The sequence below is a fragment of the Nocardia sp. AB354 genome (assembly GCF_049538315.1).
In the GTDB taxonomy this organism is placed as follows: domain Bacteria; phylum Actinomycetota; class Actinomycetes; order Mycobacteriales; family Mycobacteriaceae; genus Nocardia; species Nocardia nova.
The window spans coordinates 72,227-86,554 of sequence record NZ_JBMVFU010000022.1; the positions used below are offsets into that span (position 1 = coordinate 72,227).

General features: G+C 65.1%; 18 protein-coding genes. 10 read left to right on the plus strand and 8 right to left on the minus strand.

Features of this window, described 5'->3' with window-relative positions; translation table 11 throughout:
• Positions 1-39: 39 nt before the first annotated feature.
• Together ACPCUW_RS26800 and ACPCUW_RS26805 are read left to right on the plus strand one after the other, a co-directional pair.
• Complete coding sequence (locus tag ACPCUW_RS26800; RefSeq protein WP_227463165.1) at positions 40-267, plus strand: deoxyribodipyrimidine photolyase; 228 nt, start codon at positions 40-42, stop codon at positions 265-267.
• Between the two features lie 65 nt (positions 268-332).
• Complete coding sequence (locus tag ACPCUW_RS26805; protein WP_423427900.1) at positions 333-764, plus strand: nuclear transport factor 2 family protein; 432 nt, start codon at positions 333-335, stop codon at positions 762-764.
• Between the two features lie 99 nt (positions 765-863).
• Here ACPCUW_RS26805 and ACPCUW_RS26810 read toward each other — a convergent pair whose 3' ends face one another.
• A complete protein-coding gene (locus ACPCUW_RS26810; protein ID WP_423427901.1) occupies positions 864-2,042 on the minus strand; it encodes a helix-turn-helix domain-containing protein in 1,179 nt (392 codons plus the stop codon).
• 106 nt (positions 2,043-2,148) lie between these two features.
• On the opposite strand from ACPCUW_RS26810, the gene ACPCUW_RS26815 reads away from it, so the two are divergent.
• Positions 2,149-2,454, plus strand: a complete 306-nt coding sequence (locus ACPCUW_RS26815) for a hypothetical protein (RefSeq protein ID WP_423427903.1) — start codon at positions 2,149-2,151, stop codon at positions 2,452-2,454.
• On the plus strand, positions 2,451-2,663 hold the full coding sequence (locus ACPCUW_RS26820) for a MarR family transcriptional regulator (protein WP_146098770.1): 213 nt from the start codon (positions 2,451-2,453) through the stop codon (positions 2,661-2,663). The genes ACPCUW_RS26815 and ACPCUW_RS26820 overlap by 4 nt, the downstream gene beginning before the upstream one ends.
• Positions 2,664-3,302: 639 nt before the next feature.
• On the opposite strand, the gene ACPCUW_RS26825 is transcribed toward ACPCUW_RS26820, so the two are convergent.
• From ACPCUW_RS26825 to ACPCUW_RS26835, 3 genes are read right to left on the minus strand one after another with little or no spacing between them, the layout of a single operon-like run.
• Positions 3,303-4,553 (minus strand): RNA polymerase sigma factor, encoded by a 1,251-nt coding sequence (locus ACPCUW_RS26825; RefSeq protein ID WP_423427905.1) that lies wholly within the window; start codon positions 4,551-4,553, stop codon positions 3,303-3,305.
• 13 nt (positions 4,554-4,566) lie between these two features.
• On the minus strand, positions 4,567-4,992 hold the full coding sequence (locus ACPCUW_RS26830) for a YciI family protein (RefSeq protein WP_423427906.1): 426 nt from the start codon (positions 4,990-4,992) through the stop codon (positions 4,567-4,569).
• A 15-nt stretch (positions 4,993-5,007) separates the two neighbouring features.
• Positions 5,008-5,352, minus strand: a complete 345-nt coding sequence (locus ACPCUW_RS26835) for a DUF1801 domain-containing protein (protein ID WP_423427908.1) — start codon at positions 5,350-5,352, stop codon at positions 5,008-5,010.
• A 238-nt stretch (positions 5,353-5,590) separates the two neighbouring features.
• On the opposite strand from ACPCUW_RS26835, the gene ACPCUW_RS26840 reads away from it, so the two are divergent.
• Entirely contained in the window at positions 5,591-6,967 is a 1,377-nt protein-coding gene (locus tag ACPCUW_RS26840; protein ID WP_423427909.1) for a wax ester/triacylglycerol synthase domain-containing protein, read from the plus strand.
• 25 nt (positions 6,968-6,992) lie between these two features.
• Here the strand turns inward: ACPCUW_RS26840 and ACPCUW_RS26845 are convergent, their stop codons facing one another.
• Both ACPCUW_RS26845 and ACPCUW_RS26850 read right to left on the minus strand, forming a co-directional pair.
• Positions 6,993-7,853 carry an N-acyl homoserine lactonase family protein gene (locus ACPCUW_RS26845; RefSeq protein ID WP_423427911.1) on the minus strand — a complete coding sequence of 287 codons (861 nt, stop codon included), beginning with the start codon at positions 7,851-7,853 and terminating at the stop codon, positions 6,993-6,995.
• A gap of 384 nt (positions 7,854-8,237) precedes the next feature.
• Complete coding sequence (locus ACPCUW_RS26850; protein WP_423427912.1) at positions 8,238-8,960, minus strand: NYN domain-containing protein; 723 nt, start codon at positions 8,958-8,960, stop codon at positions 8,238-8,240.
• A 483-nt stretch (positions 8,961-9,443) separates the two neighbouring features.
• On the opposite strand from ACPCUW_RS26850, the gene ACPCUW_RS26855 reads away from it, so the two are divergent.
• Both ACPCUW_RS26855 and ACPCUW_RS26860 read left to right on the plus strand, forming a co-directional pair.
• Entirely contained in the window at positions 9,444-10,184 is a 741-nt protein-coding gene (locus ACPCUW_RS26855; protein WP_423427913.1) for a hypothetical protein, read from the plus strand.
• 400 nt (positions 10,185-10,584) lie between these two features.
• Positions 10,585-11,421 (plus strand): hypothetical protein, encoded by an 837-nt coding sequence (locus ACPCUW_RS26860; protein WP_423427915.1) that lies wholly within the window; start codon positions 10,585-10,587, stop codon positions 11,419-11,421.
• A gap of 49 nt (positions 11,422-11,470) precedes the next feature.
• Here the strand turns inward: ACPCUW_RS26860 and ACPCUW_RS26865 are convergent, their stop codons facing one another.
• Together ACPCUW_RS26865 and ACPCUW_RS26870 are read right to left on the minus strand one after the other, a co-directional pair.
• Complete coding sequence (locus ACPCUW_RS26865) at positions 11,471-12,163, minus strand: GntR family transcriptional regulator (protein ID WP_423427916.1); 693 nt, start codon at positions 12,161-12,163, stop codon at positions 11,471-11,473.
• A gap of 266 nt (positions 12,164-12,429) precedes the next feature.
• On the minus strand, positions 12,430-12,738 hold the full coding sequence (locus ACPCUW_RS26870) for a hypothetical protein (protein ID WP_423427917.1): 309 nt from the start codon (positions 12,736-12,738) through the stop codon (positions 12,430-12,432).
• Between the two features lie 270 nt (positions 12,739-13,008).
• Here ACPCUW_RS26870 and ACPCUW_RS26875 point away from each other — a divergent pair, with 270 nt between their 5' ends.
• From ACPCUW_RS26875 to ACPCUW_RS26885, 3 genes are read left to right on the plus strand one after another with little or no spacing between them, the layout of a single operon-like run.
• Positions 13,009-13,461 carry a hypothetical protein gene (locus tag ACPCUW_RS26875; protein WP_063026908.1) on the plus strand — a complete coding sequence of 151 codons (453 nt, stop codon included), beginning with the start codon at positions 13,009-13,011 and terminating at the stop codon, positions 13,459-13,461.
• Positions 13,458-13,709: a hypothetical protein gene (locus ACPCUW_RS26880; RefSeq protein ID WP_423427918.1), complete on the plus strand. Its 252-nt coding sequence runs from the start codon at positions 13,458-13,460 to the stop codon at positions 13,707-13,709. The genes ACPCUW_RS26875 and ACPCUW_RS26880 overlap by 4 nt, the downstream gene beginning before the upstream one ends.
• The gene (locus tag ACPCUW_RS26885; RefSeq protein ID WP_423427919.1) at positions 13,709-14,317 is read left to right on the plus strand and encodes a DUF2637 domain-containing protein; all 609 of its coding nucleotides are present in this window, start codon (positions 13,709-13,711) and stop codon (positions 14,315-14,317) included. Before ACPCUW_RS26880 ends, ACPCUW_RS26885 begins: the two co-directional genes overlap by 1 nt.
• Positions 14,318-14,328: the final 11 nt, after the last annotated feature.

Sequence of the window (14,328 nt, forward strand, 5' to 3'; positions counted from 1 at the left end):
CCATTCGGCCCGGACGCTCGCGGCACAGAAGGAGTGATCATGAACTTGTTGCTGGCTGCCGCCCACACCGATCCGGAAGCGGCCGGATTCATCCTGCGCGGTGTCAAAGGAATCTTCGTCGCCATCGGCAGCATCATCGCCGCGTTCATCTGCGCCGCCATCGCCGCAGCCAAGGGCCGCAACCCGTTCGGGTGGGGGCTACTGGGCCTGTTCTTCAGCATCCTGACCCTCATCGTGGTCGTCGTCATTCCCAGCAAGAAATCCTGACCGTTCGATTCGCATGACGTCGGAGGTAATGGACTCCAATCGCCCGCACGGGCAGAGTCGGAACGGTGAATGATGCCGCGCTCACCCGCACCGTCGTCGAAGATCTGCTGGCCCGCATGGCCGCCGGCGATCCGGGGAACATCGCCGCGTTGTACGCCCCGACGAGCGACTGGAAACTGAACTGGCCGGAAGACGAGCACGGCCGCGTCGCGACCCCGTGGATCACACACCGCTCCACCCGCGCCGACGCGGCCGCGCATTTCCGCGCAATCGCCGAGCACCATATTCCCGAAGAGGTCGATACGGTGGTCGAGCGAATTCTCGTCGACGGCCCGGATGCGGTGGTACTGGGCGAAATTCGCCAGACCGCACGCGCGACCCGTCGCCCCTACCGCGCACGGTTCGCCCTTCACCTGACAGTCGAGAACGGCCTGATCACCCGTCACCACGTCTACGAGGACAGTCTTGCCGTCGCCCGGGCGTTCGATCCGGAGTGACGGAACCCCTGAACTTTTCGTGCAAACCTCGCCAATTTTTTGAGTTTTCCGCAAATCTCGCGAAGGTTTGCACGAAAAGTTCGGCCCCGGGTTTTTTTGCTAGAGACCAGCGCCGATCCACGCCGCGAATCCCAGCAACCCCTCGGACTGACGGCGCTGCGCGGCGGCGATGCCGTACACGGTTTCGCGCACCGAAGGATGCAGTCGCGTCTGCTGCGGCGCCGCGGCGCGGGCTTTGTTGAGCGCCGCCAGCGCTCGATCCGGCTTACCGGACATCAACCACGCCCGCGCATTGTCCTGCCAGTGATGGCCGAGGCGCGGTGCGGCGACGTCGGACGGGATCCGCAGTTCCGCGCCTTCGCGGGCCGCCCTGCCGGGATCACCGGCTTCCAATTCCACGGCGCAGGCATGAATCTCGACGTTGCCCGGGCCGAAATCTGTTGTGTACAAGTCGCTCTCATGGCTCATCGGCCGCGCGATGTCACGCGCGGCGGCGATGTGGTCCTGCGCGAGTTCCAAACGGCGGCCGCGTGCGGCAACGATCGCCGCCCGCAGGTGCCCGTAACCGCGTAAAACCCGCTCTCCCTCGGCGTCCCCCGGTACCAACGCCATCCCTCGTTCCACCAAATTCATTGCCACATCGGTTGAATCGTGCGCCATGAGCAGCCGCGAGCGCTTCATCAGGCTGCGAACCGCATATCCGGGGTCGTCGGCGCGCGACGCGACGGTATCGAGCCGGTCGAGCAACAGAGCGGTCAACGACGAGTATCCGAGCCGACAGCATGCCCCTTCCGCGGCGATGTAGGCCGCGCACAGCATGCCGTACGCAGCGGCGCGCTCGGCGTCATCGGCCGCCGTCTCGGCCGCACCGTGCAGACGTCGAATCAGATTCGGCAGCAATGCAAGAGCGCGACGCGTGCGATCGTTGTGCAACGCGGCTTCGACGGTATCGAGTTCCGCACGCAACTCCGCAGTGGTCGTCGGCTCCAGCGCCTGGACATACGAACCTTCGGCAAGCACGGCGCGCAACTCGGGAAGGCCTTCGAGGGGGCCGTCCTCTTCGAGCGTCTCGAGATAGGGCGTGCCCTGCAACCTGTCCGGGTCTACCCCCAGCGCCCTGGACACCGCCGCGATGAACCCCGGCGACGCGACCTCTCGCCCCTGCTCGACCGCCTTCACCATCGACAGTGAGTAGTTCGCGCGCGCCGCCAACTGGCGCTGCCCCAAACCGGCAATCTTGCGCTCGGATGCGATCCGCCGCCCCACGTGTTCGCCCATGCTCCGAGAGTAGATCGATACCGCCGCCCTGTCCCCCTGTCCCTTCACTGGTCCTCGGGGCTCCTACCTGCGTCGAATCTGACATACACAGACAGGAGGGGTAGGGATGAGAACACGTCCGACAGCGCTGGCCTGGATCGATTTGGAGGTCAGCACTGCACCGAATTGGGATGCGGCACAGGTGAAACGACTCGCCCGCCACCTCGGCTACGCGCTGATCTGGCCGGTACCGCATCGGACGATTCCACTGATCGACCAGCTCCGCACTGCCGACGTGGATGCCATCGTCATGCCCACACCCGCCCATCTCGACGCCCGCACCCTCGACCTGGTCATGCACCTCGCAGACATCGAAACCGCCTGTCCTCGATTGTCTTTCGCACGATGGAACGCCTCCGGAGCCCGGGCGTGACTCCGAGCGAGCGCGCCGTCCTGCGTACGCTCGCGCCGGGCGGCCTCCTCACTGCCGCCCAGTTGCAACGGGCCACAGCTCACACCACTCGAAGCATCCGCAACGCCCTGGCTCGCCTGCACGCGCGCGGCCTGATCGTCCCGAGCCGGGACCGCGCCCGATGGCAGCTGAGCCCGCGTGGTCGCGCCGTCGCCGCGACGATCCGGTGATCGGCCTGCTGATCGCCGCGGGCCTCCCGACGACCGTATTTCTCTGGGCCGCGTACTGGCCGACCTGTACGGGCGAAATTTTGTTCCGGCCGAGGCGTTCGTACTCGGCGGACGATCTCCACCGCACCGCATCGTCATCGTCTATCGGCGACGGCGACGGCGACGGCGACGGCGAACGTCCCGCAGGCCGGCATGACCACCGGCCACCCCGGACGTCCGCGGAGAGCCTGCGACGCCGTGACCGCCCGCGCCCACCGGCGAATGTCAACAGCGCGGCTCGAGAGGAGGCAGTGCCCCACCCGTTGGGCGGCTCAGACCCACAGAAGTGGGGCACCGGTTCATCCCCTGACAACGGAGGCCGACGTATCCGCTCCCCATGGAGGGCAACCTCCGCGCACACACGGTAACCGGTACACACCCTCCGGTTAGGTCGCATTAATGCGATTGCAATGAATCGTTACCTACTTGACGCGGCCGGCGCATAACCCCGCAGGTACGGCAGATTTTGATGTCTACGCAGGTTGACAGGGCTTTGTCCAGATCCACTCCGCAGTTTCGACGTCCAGCGCGCAGGTCGCAAGATTGCGCAACAGGAGCGGGGCGAAGCCGCAAGTCCTCGCAACTGCCCGCGCCGGCGCCTCACCCTGCGGCGGCGAGTGCGGCCGCCATGCGGTCCAGCAGAAGTTGCCGCTCTTGCCTGGTGGGGGCGAGTTCGGCGGCTCGTTCCAACTCGGCGGCGGCGTCGTGATGCCGGCCGAGCCGGGTGAGGAAATCGCCGCGGACCGCGCCGAGCAGGTGGTATCGAGCCATCCGCCGGTCGGCGAGCAGCGGCTCGGTCGCGGCCAGTGCGGCTTCCGGGCCGTCGACGTGGGCAAGCGCGACGGCCCGGTTCATCTCGACCACGGGAGACGCGGTGAGCTGGGCGAGAGCGTCGTAGAGAGCGAGGATGGCGACCCAATCGGTATCACCGAAGGCGGCGGCGCGGGCATGACATGCGGAGATCGCCGCCTGCAGCGAATACGGCCCGAGCGGGCGCCCCAGATCGAAGGCACGGTCGAGCATGCCGAGACCGTGTTCGATCAGCGTGCGGTCCCAGCGGCGGCGGTCCTGATGCTCGAGTTGGACCGGAATGCCGTTGTCGTCGACTCGGGTGCGAAATCTCGACGCCTGCAGTTCCATGAGCGCCGCGAGGCCGAACACCTCGGGCTCCGCCGGGAGCAGGCCGGCCAGGACCCGTCCCATCCGCATGGCCTCGGTCGCGAGGTCGGCGCGGACGATGCTCTCGCCGGAGGAGGCCGAATATCCCTCGTTGAAGATCAGATACAGGACCTCGAGCACCGCGCGCAGGCGCTCGGGCAGTTCCCCGGCCGAGGGCCCCTCGACCGGCACCCGAGCCTCCGCCAGCGTGCGCTTGGCGCGCGAAATGCGCTGACCGATGGTCGCCGAGGGGCAGAGGAACGCGCGGGCGATCTCCTCGGTGGTCAGGCCGCCGAACAACCGCAGGGTGAGCGCCACCCGCGACTCGGGCGAGAGCACCGGATGGCAGGTGGTGAAGACCATGGTGAGCAGATCGTCCGGAATGGGGGTGAGCGCCTCGGCGCTCACGTCCGGCAGTTCGCCGTCCTGCCCGGCGAGCAGGAGCGGCGCCTTCTTACGCGCCGTCTCCTCCCGCCGGGCACGGTCGATCGCCTTGTGCCACGCGGTGCTCATCAACCATGCGCCGGGCCGGGCCGGCACGCCCTCGGCGGGCCACTGCTCCAAGGCCGCCACGAAGGCCTCGGAGGCCAGATCCTCGGCGATGTCGAGGTCCCCGATGCGGCGGGCGAGCGTGGCGATCAGCTGAGGAGCCTCGATCCGCCACAGCGCCTCGACCGATTCGCGCAGTTCCATCGGTCGGCAGGGTTCAGTCCGAGGGCCGGTGCTGCAGCTGCTCGCTGCGGGCCAGGGTCTCGGCGTCGACGGTCTCGGCGAAGTCGTCCATGTCGAAGAGCGGGCGAATCTCCAGAACCTGGGAATCTCCGTAGGACGGATCGAACGGGCAGCGCTTGGCCCACTCGACGGCCTCCGCCAGCGAGCTGACCTCCCAAATCCAGTATCCCGCAATGACTTCCTTGGATTCGGTGAAGGGGCCGTCGATCACCGATGTCCCGGACGTCGAGAACGCGACCTTCGCCCCGGTGCTGCTCGGTTGGAGGCCCTCGCCGCCGAGCATGATGCCGGCCTTCACCAACTTCTCGTTGAAGGCCTGCATCTTTTCGAACATCTCCTGGGTCGGCTGCCCCTTGCCCTCATCGGCGGCATCGCCCTTGGTCATCACCATCACGCGCATGACGAAACCTCTTTCTCAGTGGGTGCCGGCCACGCGGCGCAGCAGGTCGGCGATGTATGCGGGGTCGACAGCGTCGCCCTCGCCGAAGTCGACAGCCTTGCGGTCGCCGGACCCCAGCGAACGAAGCACCCCCGGTACCGGCTCGATGTCCTGTGCGCCGAAAACCATGAACGAGACCTTAGCCGCGGCCACGTGCAACACCGCGACGTTCGTCCCGTCGACCGTGAAATGTGGCTTGCCGTACCGGAATACCTCCACCACACCCGGCAGGGTGCTGTGCACGGTCTCGCGCAGGCTCGTGCAGATTCCGGTCTGCCAGTTCTTCTTACCGTCGATGTAGGCGGTGACGTCGGTGTTCATCTCGTTCTTCCCTCTGTGGCTGGGCCGGCCGGTCCGGCTCTCGACAACTCCTTCGTGCGACCGTCCGGGATTTCGACACGGAAGGAGAAACTTTTTTTCCGGGGAGCCCTTGGTCACGGCGGCACCGACGTTCGGCCCTACCGGTGCGACGGGTGAGGTGCATACGGTCGAGACACGAGCGGCGCCGGAGTCGCATCCGCGGCGATCACGGCGGCTGTTCCTCAGCGAAGGCAAGCCGATGACGGACACGCGCGAATCTCATCTCAGCCAGTCCGACCTGTTCTCGTGGAGTATGGAGCGCGACGCGATCCTGCGGTCGACGATCGTCTCGGTCGTGATGCTCGACGCGGAGCCGGACTGGGAACGCCTGGTGCAGGCCATCGATCGCGGCACCCGGGTGGCCCCCCGCTTCCGGGATCGGCTGGTCGCCCTGCCTGCCGGTCTCGCGCCACCACGCTGGGAAGCCGACCCCGATTTCGACCTGTCCTGGCATATGCGGCGGGTCGCCCTACCGGCCGCGGTCGACCGCACGGCGGTATTCGAATTCGCCCGCGTCGAGGCCATGACGGCCTTCGACCCGGTCCGCCCGCTGTGGCAGGTGACCGTGCTCGGCGATGTGGCCGGTGGTGGCAGCGCGCTGGTGCTCAAGGTGCATCACTGCCTGACCGACGGATTGGGCGGCATCCAATTGGCCAACGAGATCGTCGATTTCACCCGGGCCGGCGGCGAACCGCGTCCGGATCCCGAGCCGGCCCCGGAGAGCCGCGGTGGACTGCTCGACATCGTCGGGTGGAACTGGGCGGTGGGATCGGAGTTGCTGCGCGGCGGACTCGCGCATGTCCTGCCGCTGGCCCGGCATGCCATCACCCACCCGCTGGGCACCGTCCGCGACGGCGTGGCTCTGGCCGTATCGATCGGCAAACTGGCCCGGCCGGTGGTCGACACCCTGTCACCCGTGATGACGAAACGCGGTCTGGCACGCCAGTTGTCGACCGTCGACGTGCCGATGGAGCCACTGCGCCGAGCCGCGCACTCGGTCGGCTGCACCGTCAACGACGCGTTCCTGGCAGGGGTGGTGCTCGGTCTGCACCGCTACCACGAATTGCACGACGGGCAGGTCGAGCGGTTGCGGGTCACGATGCCGGTCAGCGTGCGGAAAGCCGACGACCCGATCGGCGGAAATCGCATCACTCTGGTCAGGTTCGCACTCCCGGCCGACATCACCGATCCCGCACTGCTCATGCCCGTGCTCGACGGAATCGTGGTCGGCTGGCGCCACGAGCCGGCAATCCCGTATTCGGCCGCCGTCGCCGCCACGCTCAACCGATTGCCGGTCGCCATGGTCACCGCCATGCTCAAGCACGTGGACTTCGTGGCATCGGACGTCCCGGGCTCACCGGTGCCCATCTTCATCGCCGGCGCCGCGGTGGAGCGGATGTACGCCTTCGGCCCCACCATCGGAACGGCCTTCAACGTCACCCTCATCTCACATATCGACACCTGCTGCGTAGGCATCAACGCCGACAGCGCCGCGGTGCCCGACGTGGATGTCTTCACCGATTGCCTCGACGAGGGCTTCCGCGCCGTGCTGGCGGTGGGCGAACAGGCCGGTTGAGATACGCGCAGCTGCCGCAGCCGTGCTAGGTGTAGTAGTTGCCGACGCCGGTCTTCAGCCCGGCCAGCTGGGCGGGATCGTGGCCGAACACGACGGTGGCGCCGGTCCGGTCGGCGATGGCGCGGATCCTTTCGACGGACTGGAACCAGGCGACGGTGTCGTAGACGATGCCTGCGGCGATGGCGGGCGGCCCGTAGCTTTCGCTGCGGTACAGCGAGTCCGAGCTGAACAGCATGGCGCCGGTGTCGGCGAGGTCGACCAGCAATGACAGGGTCCCCGGAGTGTGGCCCGGGGTGCGCAGCAGCGTGACACCGGGCAGCAGCTCGGTGTCCTCGTCGATGGTGGTCAGCTCCAATCCGTCGTAGTCGGGCCGGAAGTAGGCGCCGTTGCTGTAACCGTCGAAGCCGAACGCTCCCTTCTTCTCCTCCGCGTCGACGACGATCGTGGTGCGAGTGCCGGCCCACAGCTGCGCGTTCCCGGCATGGTCGCCGTGCAGGTGGGACAGCACCAGATAGTCGATGTCCCCCGGCTCGAGGCCGAGCTGCCTCAGCCGCGAGTCCAGCCACATGTCCTCGGTGACGGAATCGACCGGAAAGAACTTGTCCATACCGGTTGGGCCCCAGCGCTTTTCCCAGTCCCGGGGAACCCCGGTGTCCCAGAGCAGCTTCGTGCCGTCGGGATGCTCGATATACACCACGTAAGTGGGGACCTCGACCCAGTCGCGGGGCGGATGCTTGTCGGCACTCGTGGCCATATGCCCCGGGTCGATCAACAGCCAGGTGAGGTCGCCGTGCATGGTCCCGGTCGGCAGGATCGTCAGCCTGATCTTGTCGATCCCGGCCGGACCTCGATCCGCTGTCCCCGTACTGCCAGATGTAGCACCCATCCGATCAGCCCCTTCGCCTCGGCGCCTTCCCTGGCTGACAGATCGACCCTATGACTGCGGTCGGGTCCACGGCTAGAGGACCAAGGGCCCAGGTGAGGAATCGGGCGGATGCAGCGCCCGACGTCGGTGAGACACCGGCGTGGGCCCGCTGACGGAGCTAGTTGAGGCCCGCGTACGAGTGCAACCCGCTCACCACGATGTTGATGATGAACACCGTTCCTGGTATTTGCGGTGATTGGCTGGCGATGGCTCCGTGTGCCTGACCTGGTGTTTTTGGTTCGCAACGTTGGCTCGGTAGGGCACCGCTGGGCCGCGCTGCGTACTTACTGCGTACCGAGCGCGTGACAAGGTCATGCCTTGGCACCTACGCCCAATTCCGACAGCTCACCAACTCGGAGGTTTACTCCACCGTCCGACCGTTGGGGGCATCTGGTTGCTGTAGAAGTGCTGCTTGGATAGCTTCCCCCACCAGTGCCCGCCAGGGCCGTCGGTCTTGAGACCCCGCAGTGCTCCGGCAAGAGGCTTGGTGCCCGGATTGACGGTGCCGACCGGAACCAGCGTCCGGGCGATTCCCAACGGCAGTCCTAGATCGGAGTCGTTAGAGATGACGATGGCCGCATCGACATGCTGCATGAAGACATCGGCCAACAGGTGGGTAGCGACATTGACATCGGAACCCTTTTCTTCCCGGACTTGGACACGTGCCATGAATACGTCGCCGTTCTGGTCCCACACGGGGAGGCCAGCGGGGAGCACCTCGTTGCCATTCGGTTTGATGACCCGGGGTCGGCCGGAGGGTAGTACGTCGGCAAGCGGCAGTGTTTTGGCCCACGCAACGTAGCGACCCAGCTGGAGCACATCGATCGATCCGTGCTGCTTCAGGGCCTTTAGGTAGGCGTCTTGACGGGCGTACCCGCCGGGGCTGTCGCCGGCATCTACTTGCGCGGTGCAGTAGACAACGCGGTCGATGGTTGCACCTTGCCAGCCACAGAGACGCTGTGCGAGTGCCCGGACATCGAGCCAGCGCCATCCAGCGGTCCCCCGCCCACAGTGGTCACGCATGCCGTAGTAGAGGTTGTAAGCATCGACATAGACACCAACTCGCACGAGGATCCAACTTACACCCGCTGGACAGGTGGTCGATGCAAAAAAAAGACCCAGCCCTAACGAGAGGACTGGGTGAGTGATTACCAAGGTAGGGCGTAGCGCCCTACGTGTCAACCACGTGCGCTGAGGGTGTCTGACGACACAGCAACAGCGCGCGCTATCGGCAGATTGTCCAATTTGCGCCCTCTTGGCGCTCAGCGGATAGCTCGCCTACCCGCCCACGGGCTACTCTCCCCGAGCCTTCCTCATACTTGCCGCCTTCGGTGGAAGTCGGGTGTGCCAAGGATGCCGTTGACACCGCGTAGCGGACACGAGCAGGTGTTCCCGACTTCTTTTGGCTGGAGCGAGCCAATCTCAGCTATGAGGAAGGGAGGCAGGCCAACGCAAGTTGCAAGAAGGCACCGAGTGTCCCGAACGGGACAAAGTGATCTGTCATCGAGCGACCCTGAAACTCAGACTCCGGACCGCGCGCACACTTAAGGCATGGTGGAGCAAGAAGACTCGGCTGTTCGCCTCCCCGCGGCCAAGGCGACCATGAGATGGACTATGACCGCTTCTGTCAGTGTTCGTAACTACAGGGCAGCCGTGCATCTATGGTCGGCGCGGCGGTCGGCGCGCGAGAGTCGAGCGATCGAGGCGGACTTGGTTGGTACGCAACAGCCGAGCATCGAGTTGCAGGCTGTTGCGACGAACTCTGTCCTGCTTTCCGTTGCGTTCATGGAAGCGACGATCAACGAGATCCTCCAGGACATCGCCGACTCGAAGCCCGGCGAGCTTAACCGTCGTTGTGCTGGCATAGACGAGGACACCGCCGCACTGCTCCGAGAGCTCTGGAAACGCCCGCTTGAGCGATCCGCGGTGTTGGACAAGTACCAGGTGGCGTTGACTGCGGGCAGGAAACCGCCGCTTCACATGGGATCTAATCCATATCAGGCGGCAAGCAAGTTGGTTTCGCTCCGCAACAGCCTCATTCACTTCAAGCCCGAGTGGCAGACAGACGAAGATGATCTCAGCCACTATCAAGAAAAGAGCTTGAGGGGATTGTTCGCTGATAGCGCCATATTCACGGGACCTGTCGCTCCATGGTTCCCAACCGCATGTTTGGCATCTGGTTGTGCGGAGTGGGCACACAAGAGCGCGACGGATTTTGTTGATCGCTGGTGGGCAGCGATGGGCCTGACTCGGGACTACCACGACGATCTGCGCGGAATGCCCGCTCCGTAACCATCATCGTTTGGGCTCCAGATCACTTCAACGCGGCGGCGCGCGAATCGGGAGCGCGGTTCCCAACCACAGCCGGTTGACCGGGCCGGGTGTCAGCCGATTCGGGATCAGCTGCGGGAGGTCAGCCGGGTACGGCTCTCGTCGTGCCCAGCACTGCTCGGTTGTTGAAGAAGGCGGCCAGATCGGATCACGGACCCTTCTGCCACGGCGCACACGTGCCGCCGACGTGCCGACGCGCCGCGGCGACGCCTCATCAGCCGCGCTGCGCGTCGTAGCGCGGCGGCGGCGCGTATGCGCCGCCGCAAGCGCCCTTGATCCTCTATAGCCAAATTCGGCAACGACCTATGCAGGTGAGTGCATTTGCTCGCCGAAACAGCCTGTGCGCGGCAAGACTTGGAGCATGGCTGAGCTTGCGCTGACGGCGGACCGTCGTGAAGAACTGGCCGGGTTGTTGGGCGACGAGGCACGGTTGCGGGCCGAGTATCCGAAGGTGGCGGAGTATCTCGATACCGCGCCGATGCTGCCGGGGACGGGGGACGACCGGGCGGATGCCGCGTTCGATTTGCGGCTCGTGCACTACATGACGGGCGGGCCGTCGGCTAGCGCGAATCCGTACTGGGACATCGTCGGGCCATCGGTGTCCGAACGTGACGGGCACCGGGTTGTGGACGGTGGCCGGCCTCGAGGAAGCGCGCGGCTGGGATTCGCGCAGACCATCTTGCAGGCCGCCTACGCGTACGCGATTCCGTCACCGGAGACCGTGGCGTGGGTGCGTCAATTCTGCAATGGGCGTTCGGTAGTCGAGCTCGGAGCTGGCCGCGGCTACTGGGCTGCGCAGTTGGCGAGCGCCGGTGTGGACGTGGCGGCGTATGACTCGGAACCGCCGGACCGGTCCGAGAATCCGTCGTTCACTCGGGCCGAGGGCCAAGCGGACGTGTGGTCGAGCGTTGGTGATCTCGGGCAATTCGCTGTGCGGTCAGTCGGCAGTGCCGATGAGGTTCTGTTTCTGTGTTGGCCTCCCGGTTGGGGCAACACGATGGCATCGGACGCGCTGGCCGCCTTCGAGGCGAACGGCGGTCGCCGGTTGGTCTACATCGGTGAGCCTAAGGGCGGAAAGACGGGCGATGACGCCTTTTTCGATGCGCTGGACTCGCGATGGAAGATCGAATCAGAGGATTCGAAATTCGTCTCTTGGTGGAATCTCGCCGATCGAGCTCAGGGCTGGGTCCGTCAATAAAAGAACCGCCGGTCATCCACAGTCGGATGACCGGCGGTCCCGCAGAGCTCTAGTTCTCGGTAGCCGATTCCAATTCCGGCTTCAAACTCATGCGGAAAACAAACGCGTAATAGCGATCCCTCGGATAGGAAACATCCGAGACCATGATTACCCGGCCCGTCGCGGTGATGTAGCGCTGATGGACAGTCTTCACGAGGTCACCGGGGGTGGTTTTCAACCACTCAGCGTGTGACGGTACCGGGATGCTGTCCGCCACTGTTTCCTCGAGTGTGGCGGCATCGGAGGTGTCCGCTACGTCGACGGGCTGGTAGCTGTCAGAGACGGAGATAGGCCGGCCATCTTCGCTGGCGCGAGTAACGACGTGGGTGATCTCTTCGCCGACTGCTACGCCGAGAGCATCGGCCAGCGCCTCTGTGGCCGGAACCTTCTCCGTTGCCCGGTCGATCTGAACCGTGGCGTCAGACTCGTTCGCGAACGTCACTTCCGGGTCCTCCATCTGACGTTCGGGCGAGATACGGATCAGGTTCGGCCGGTCCGACACGAACACACCGCGCCTGCGTACAGACCGAACAAGTCCTTGACTCTGAAGCAGCTCGAGCGCCTTCCGGACAACGATGTCGGAGACGTTGTTGCGGGCGGCGATTTCCGAATAGCTCGGGAGCTGAGTTCCGGGCGGCAATTCTCCGCCGCGAATTCGGCGAGCATATTCGCCTGCGATGGAAACGTAGGCTGGTTCCGCCATGAGGCTCATCCCTTCAATTCGAAAATCATTAGCGAGTCGAACTCGGAACTAGTGTAGCGCACTTCGTATACGTAATTGGATGGATAGCCGGCTTATCGCCAGAGACATTCACGCATTCGAATCTGTATCCGAATTGACAACCTCCGGCTCAGCACGGTTCATTCGGCGATCAGAGGGACGACGCTCCGGCCAGTACGCCACCAGGCAATACACACCCACCGACAGCGGCAGGACCACAAGAAGAAGTCCGAGGGTTCCCCAGGTGCTCACCCCCGCCCCCCGCTCTGCTGCATCGGCCACCTCGCGAACGACAGCCGAGGTAAGACGGCCTCGACATCAGCTAGACCCATGAGGCTGTTCAGGGTGAGCGGGTCCAGATGGTTCGCCGAAGGGACGATCACCGCGTCGACATCGGCCGTGCGGACTTGATCCGGTAACGGCAACAACGAACTCGCCGGCCAGATGAGGGCGTAGCCCAGATGCCTCGCCAGGCGCTGCACCTGGGCGCGATCCCAGTCCGGCGCGACGGTCACATCGGGGTCGATCCACGCGAGAGCCGTAGGGCGGAATCTCATTGCGCACACCTTCTTGTCCCGTGATGCCGCGTGTCGATGGATCAGCAAGTCCTCAACCGGCGGCAATAGCGTCCTTACATCGCCCAGCGTATACGAAGATACGTATACGAACAAGACATCTTCAGTGCACTGACCAGCGGATTTGATCTTTCTCGCCCTTCGTATACGCAAACTCCTTGTGCGTATACGCAGCTACGTATACGATGAACTCACCGCCGCCACCAAGCGCGGCGAGAGTCGAAATACCCCCAGACGCAAGGAGATCCAGTCATGGCACTCAAAGATCTGCGCTTCAACGTCGCGTTCAACGAAGCATTCGAGAAGGGCCTCGTCCTCGTCGGCGAGATCGAGCCCGACACCGAGTACAACCAGAACCGCAACGCTCCGGCTCGTCAGAAGGTCGACCCTGTGACCGGTCTGCGGCAGTGGAAGGCCACCGCCACCAACCCGGCCGAGACGAACCCCAAGAAGTCGAGCATTCAGGTGATCTTCCTGGCGGACGTGGCTCCGGTGCCCTCGACTCCCGAGGTTCTGCCCGGCATGCGCTCGATCGTGCTGGAGAACGTCACCCTTCAGCCGAAGGTGACCGGTCAGGGCGAGTTCAAGACCCTGGGTTGGACCGTGCGGGCTACCGGCATCGCGGGCGACAACTCCGGCGCCAAGGTTCCCGCGGCCGATCCGGGTGCGGCTCGTCCGGCTCGCGGCGACGCGAAGGCTGCGTGATCGCCATGTCGTTCATCAGCGCACACATCAGCAAGTTCGATGGCATCGAGGCCGAGTACTGCCCGGCGCGCGATACCGCATCGGGGCCGATCCGGGCCGCGGTGAGCGTGGAGATGAACCACGAGGTCATTGGGCATGCGCGGCTGTATCTGTCGATCGAGGATGCTCGCACCCTGGCTGAGCAGCTGCCGCAGATTCTGATGATGCACGACGTGGCTGAGCGTTTGGCGGCGGAGAAGGCTGCCTGATGTTCACGCCTGAGCGGGGAATGCGTGCGGCGCGGGTGTTCGCGGTCCTGGTGATCGTGGGCGTCGGCGCCGCCGCCTTCCGGCTGTCGTTCGCCACGCTGCGGGATCTGGCCAAGCTGGCGCATATTCCCGCGTCGGATGCGCGGCTGTTCCCCCTGATCATCGACGGCACGATCGTTCAGGCCACCGCCGGCGCTTTGGTCCTGGCCAAGTCGGCGGAACGGAAGTTCTTCACCTGGGTTCTGGTGGTCGGGGCGCTGGTGTCGGTGGCGGGCAACAGCATCCACGCCGTAGCGGCGGGCAAAGAACTTCCGGCGTGGCTGTGCGCGATCGTGGCGGCCATCGCCCCGGTATCGCTGCTTGTGGATACCCACGGCCTGGCGGTGCTGTTCCGTGCCGCACAAGATAGCGCGGCCCCGGTCGCTACTCCGGCGACGGCTGTGGCCGCTGAGGACACCGCGCCGACTTTCGATGAGTTTGAGGAACTTACGGCCCCCGAACCGCCTACCCCGGCGGTGCCCGCTCCGCCAGCGGTGGCACAACCGATACCTGTTTCTCGACCCGTGCAGCCTCCGTTGCTGCCGGTCTCTGTCCCGATCGGAAGCTGATCTGTGATGGA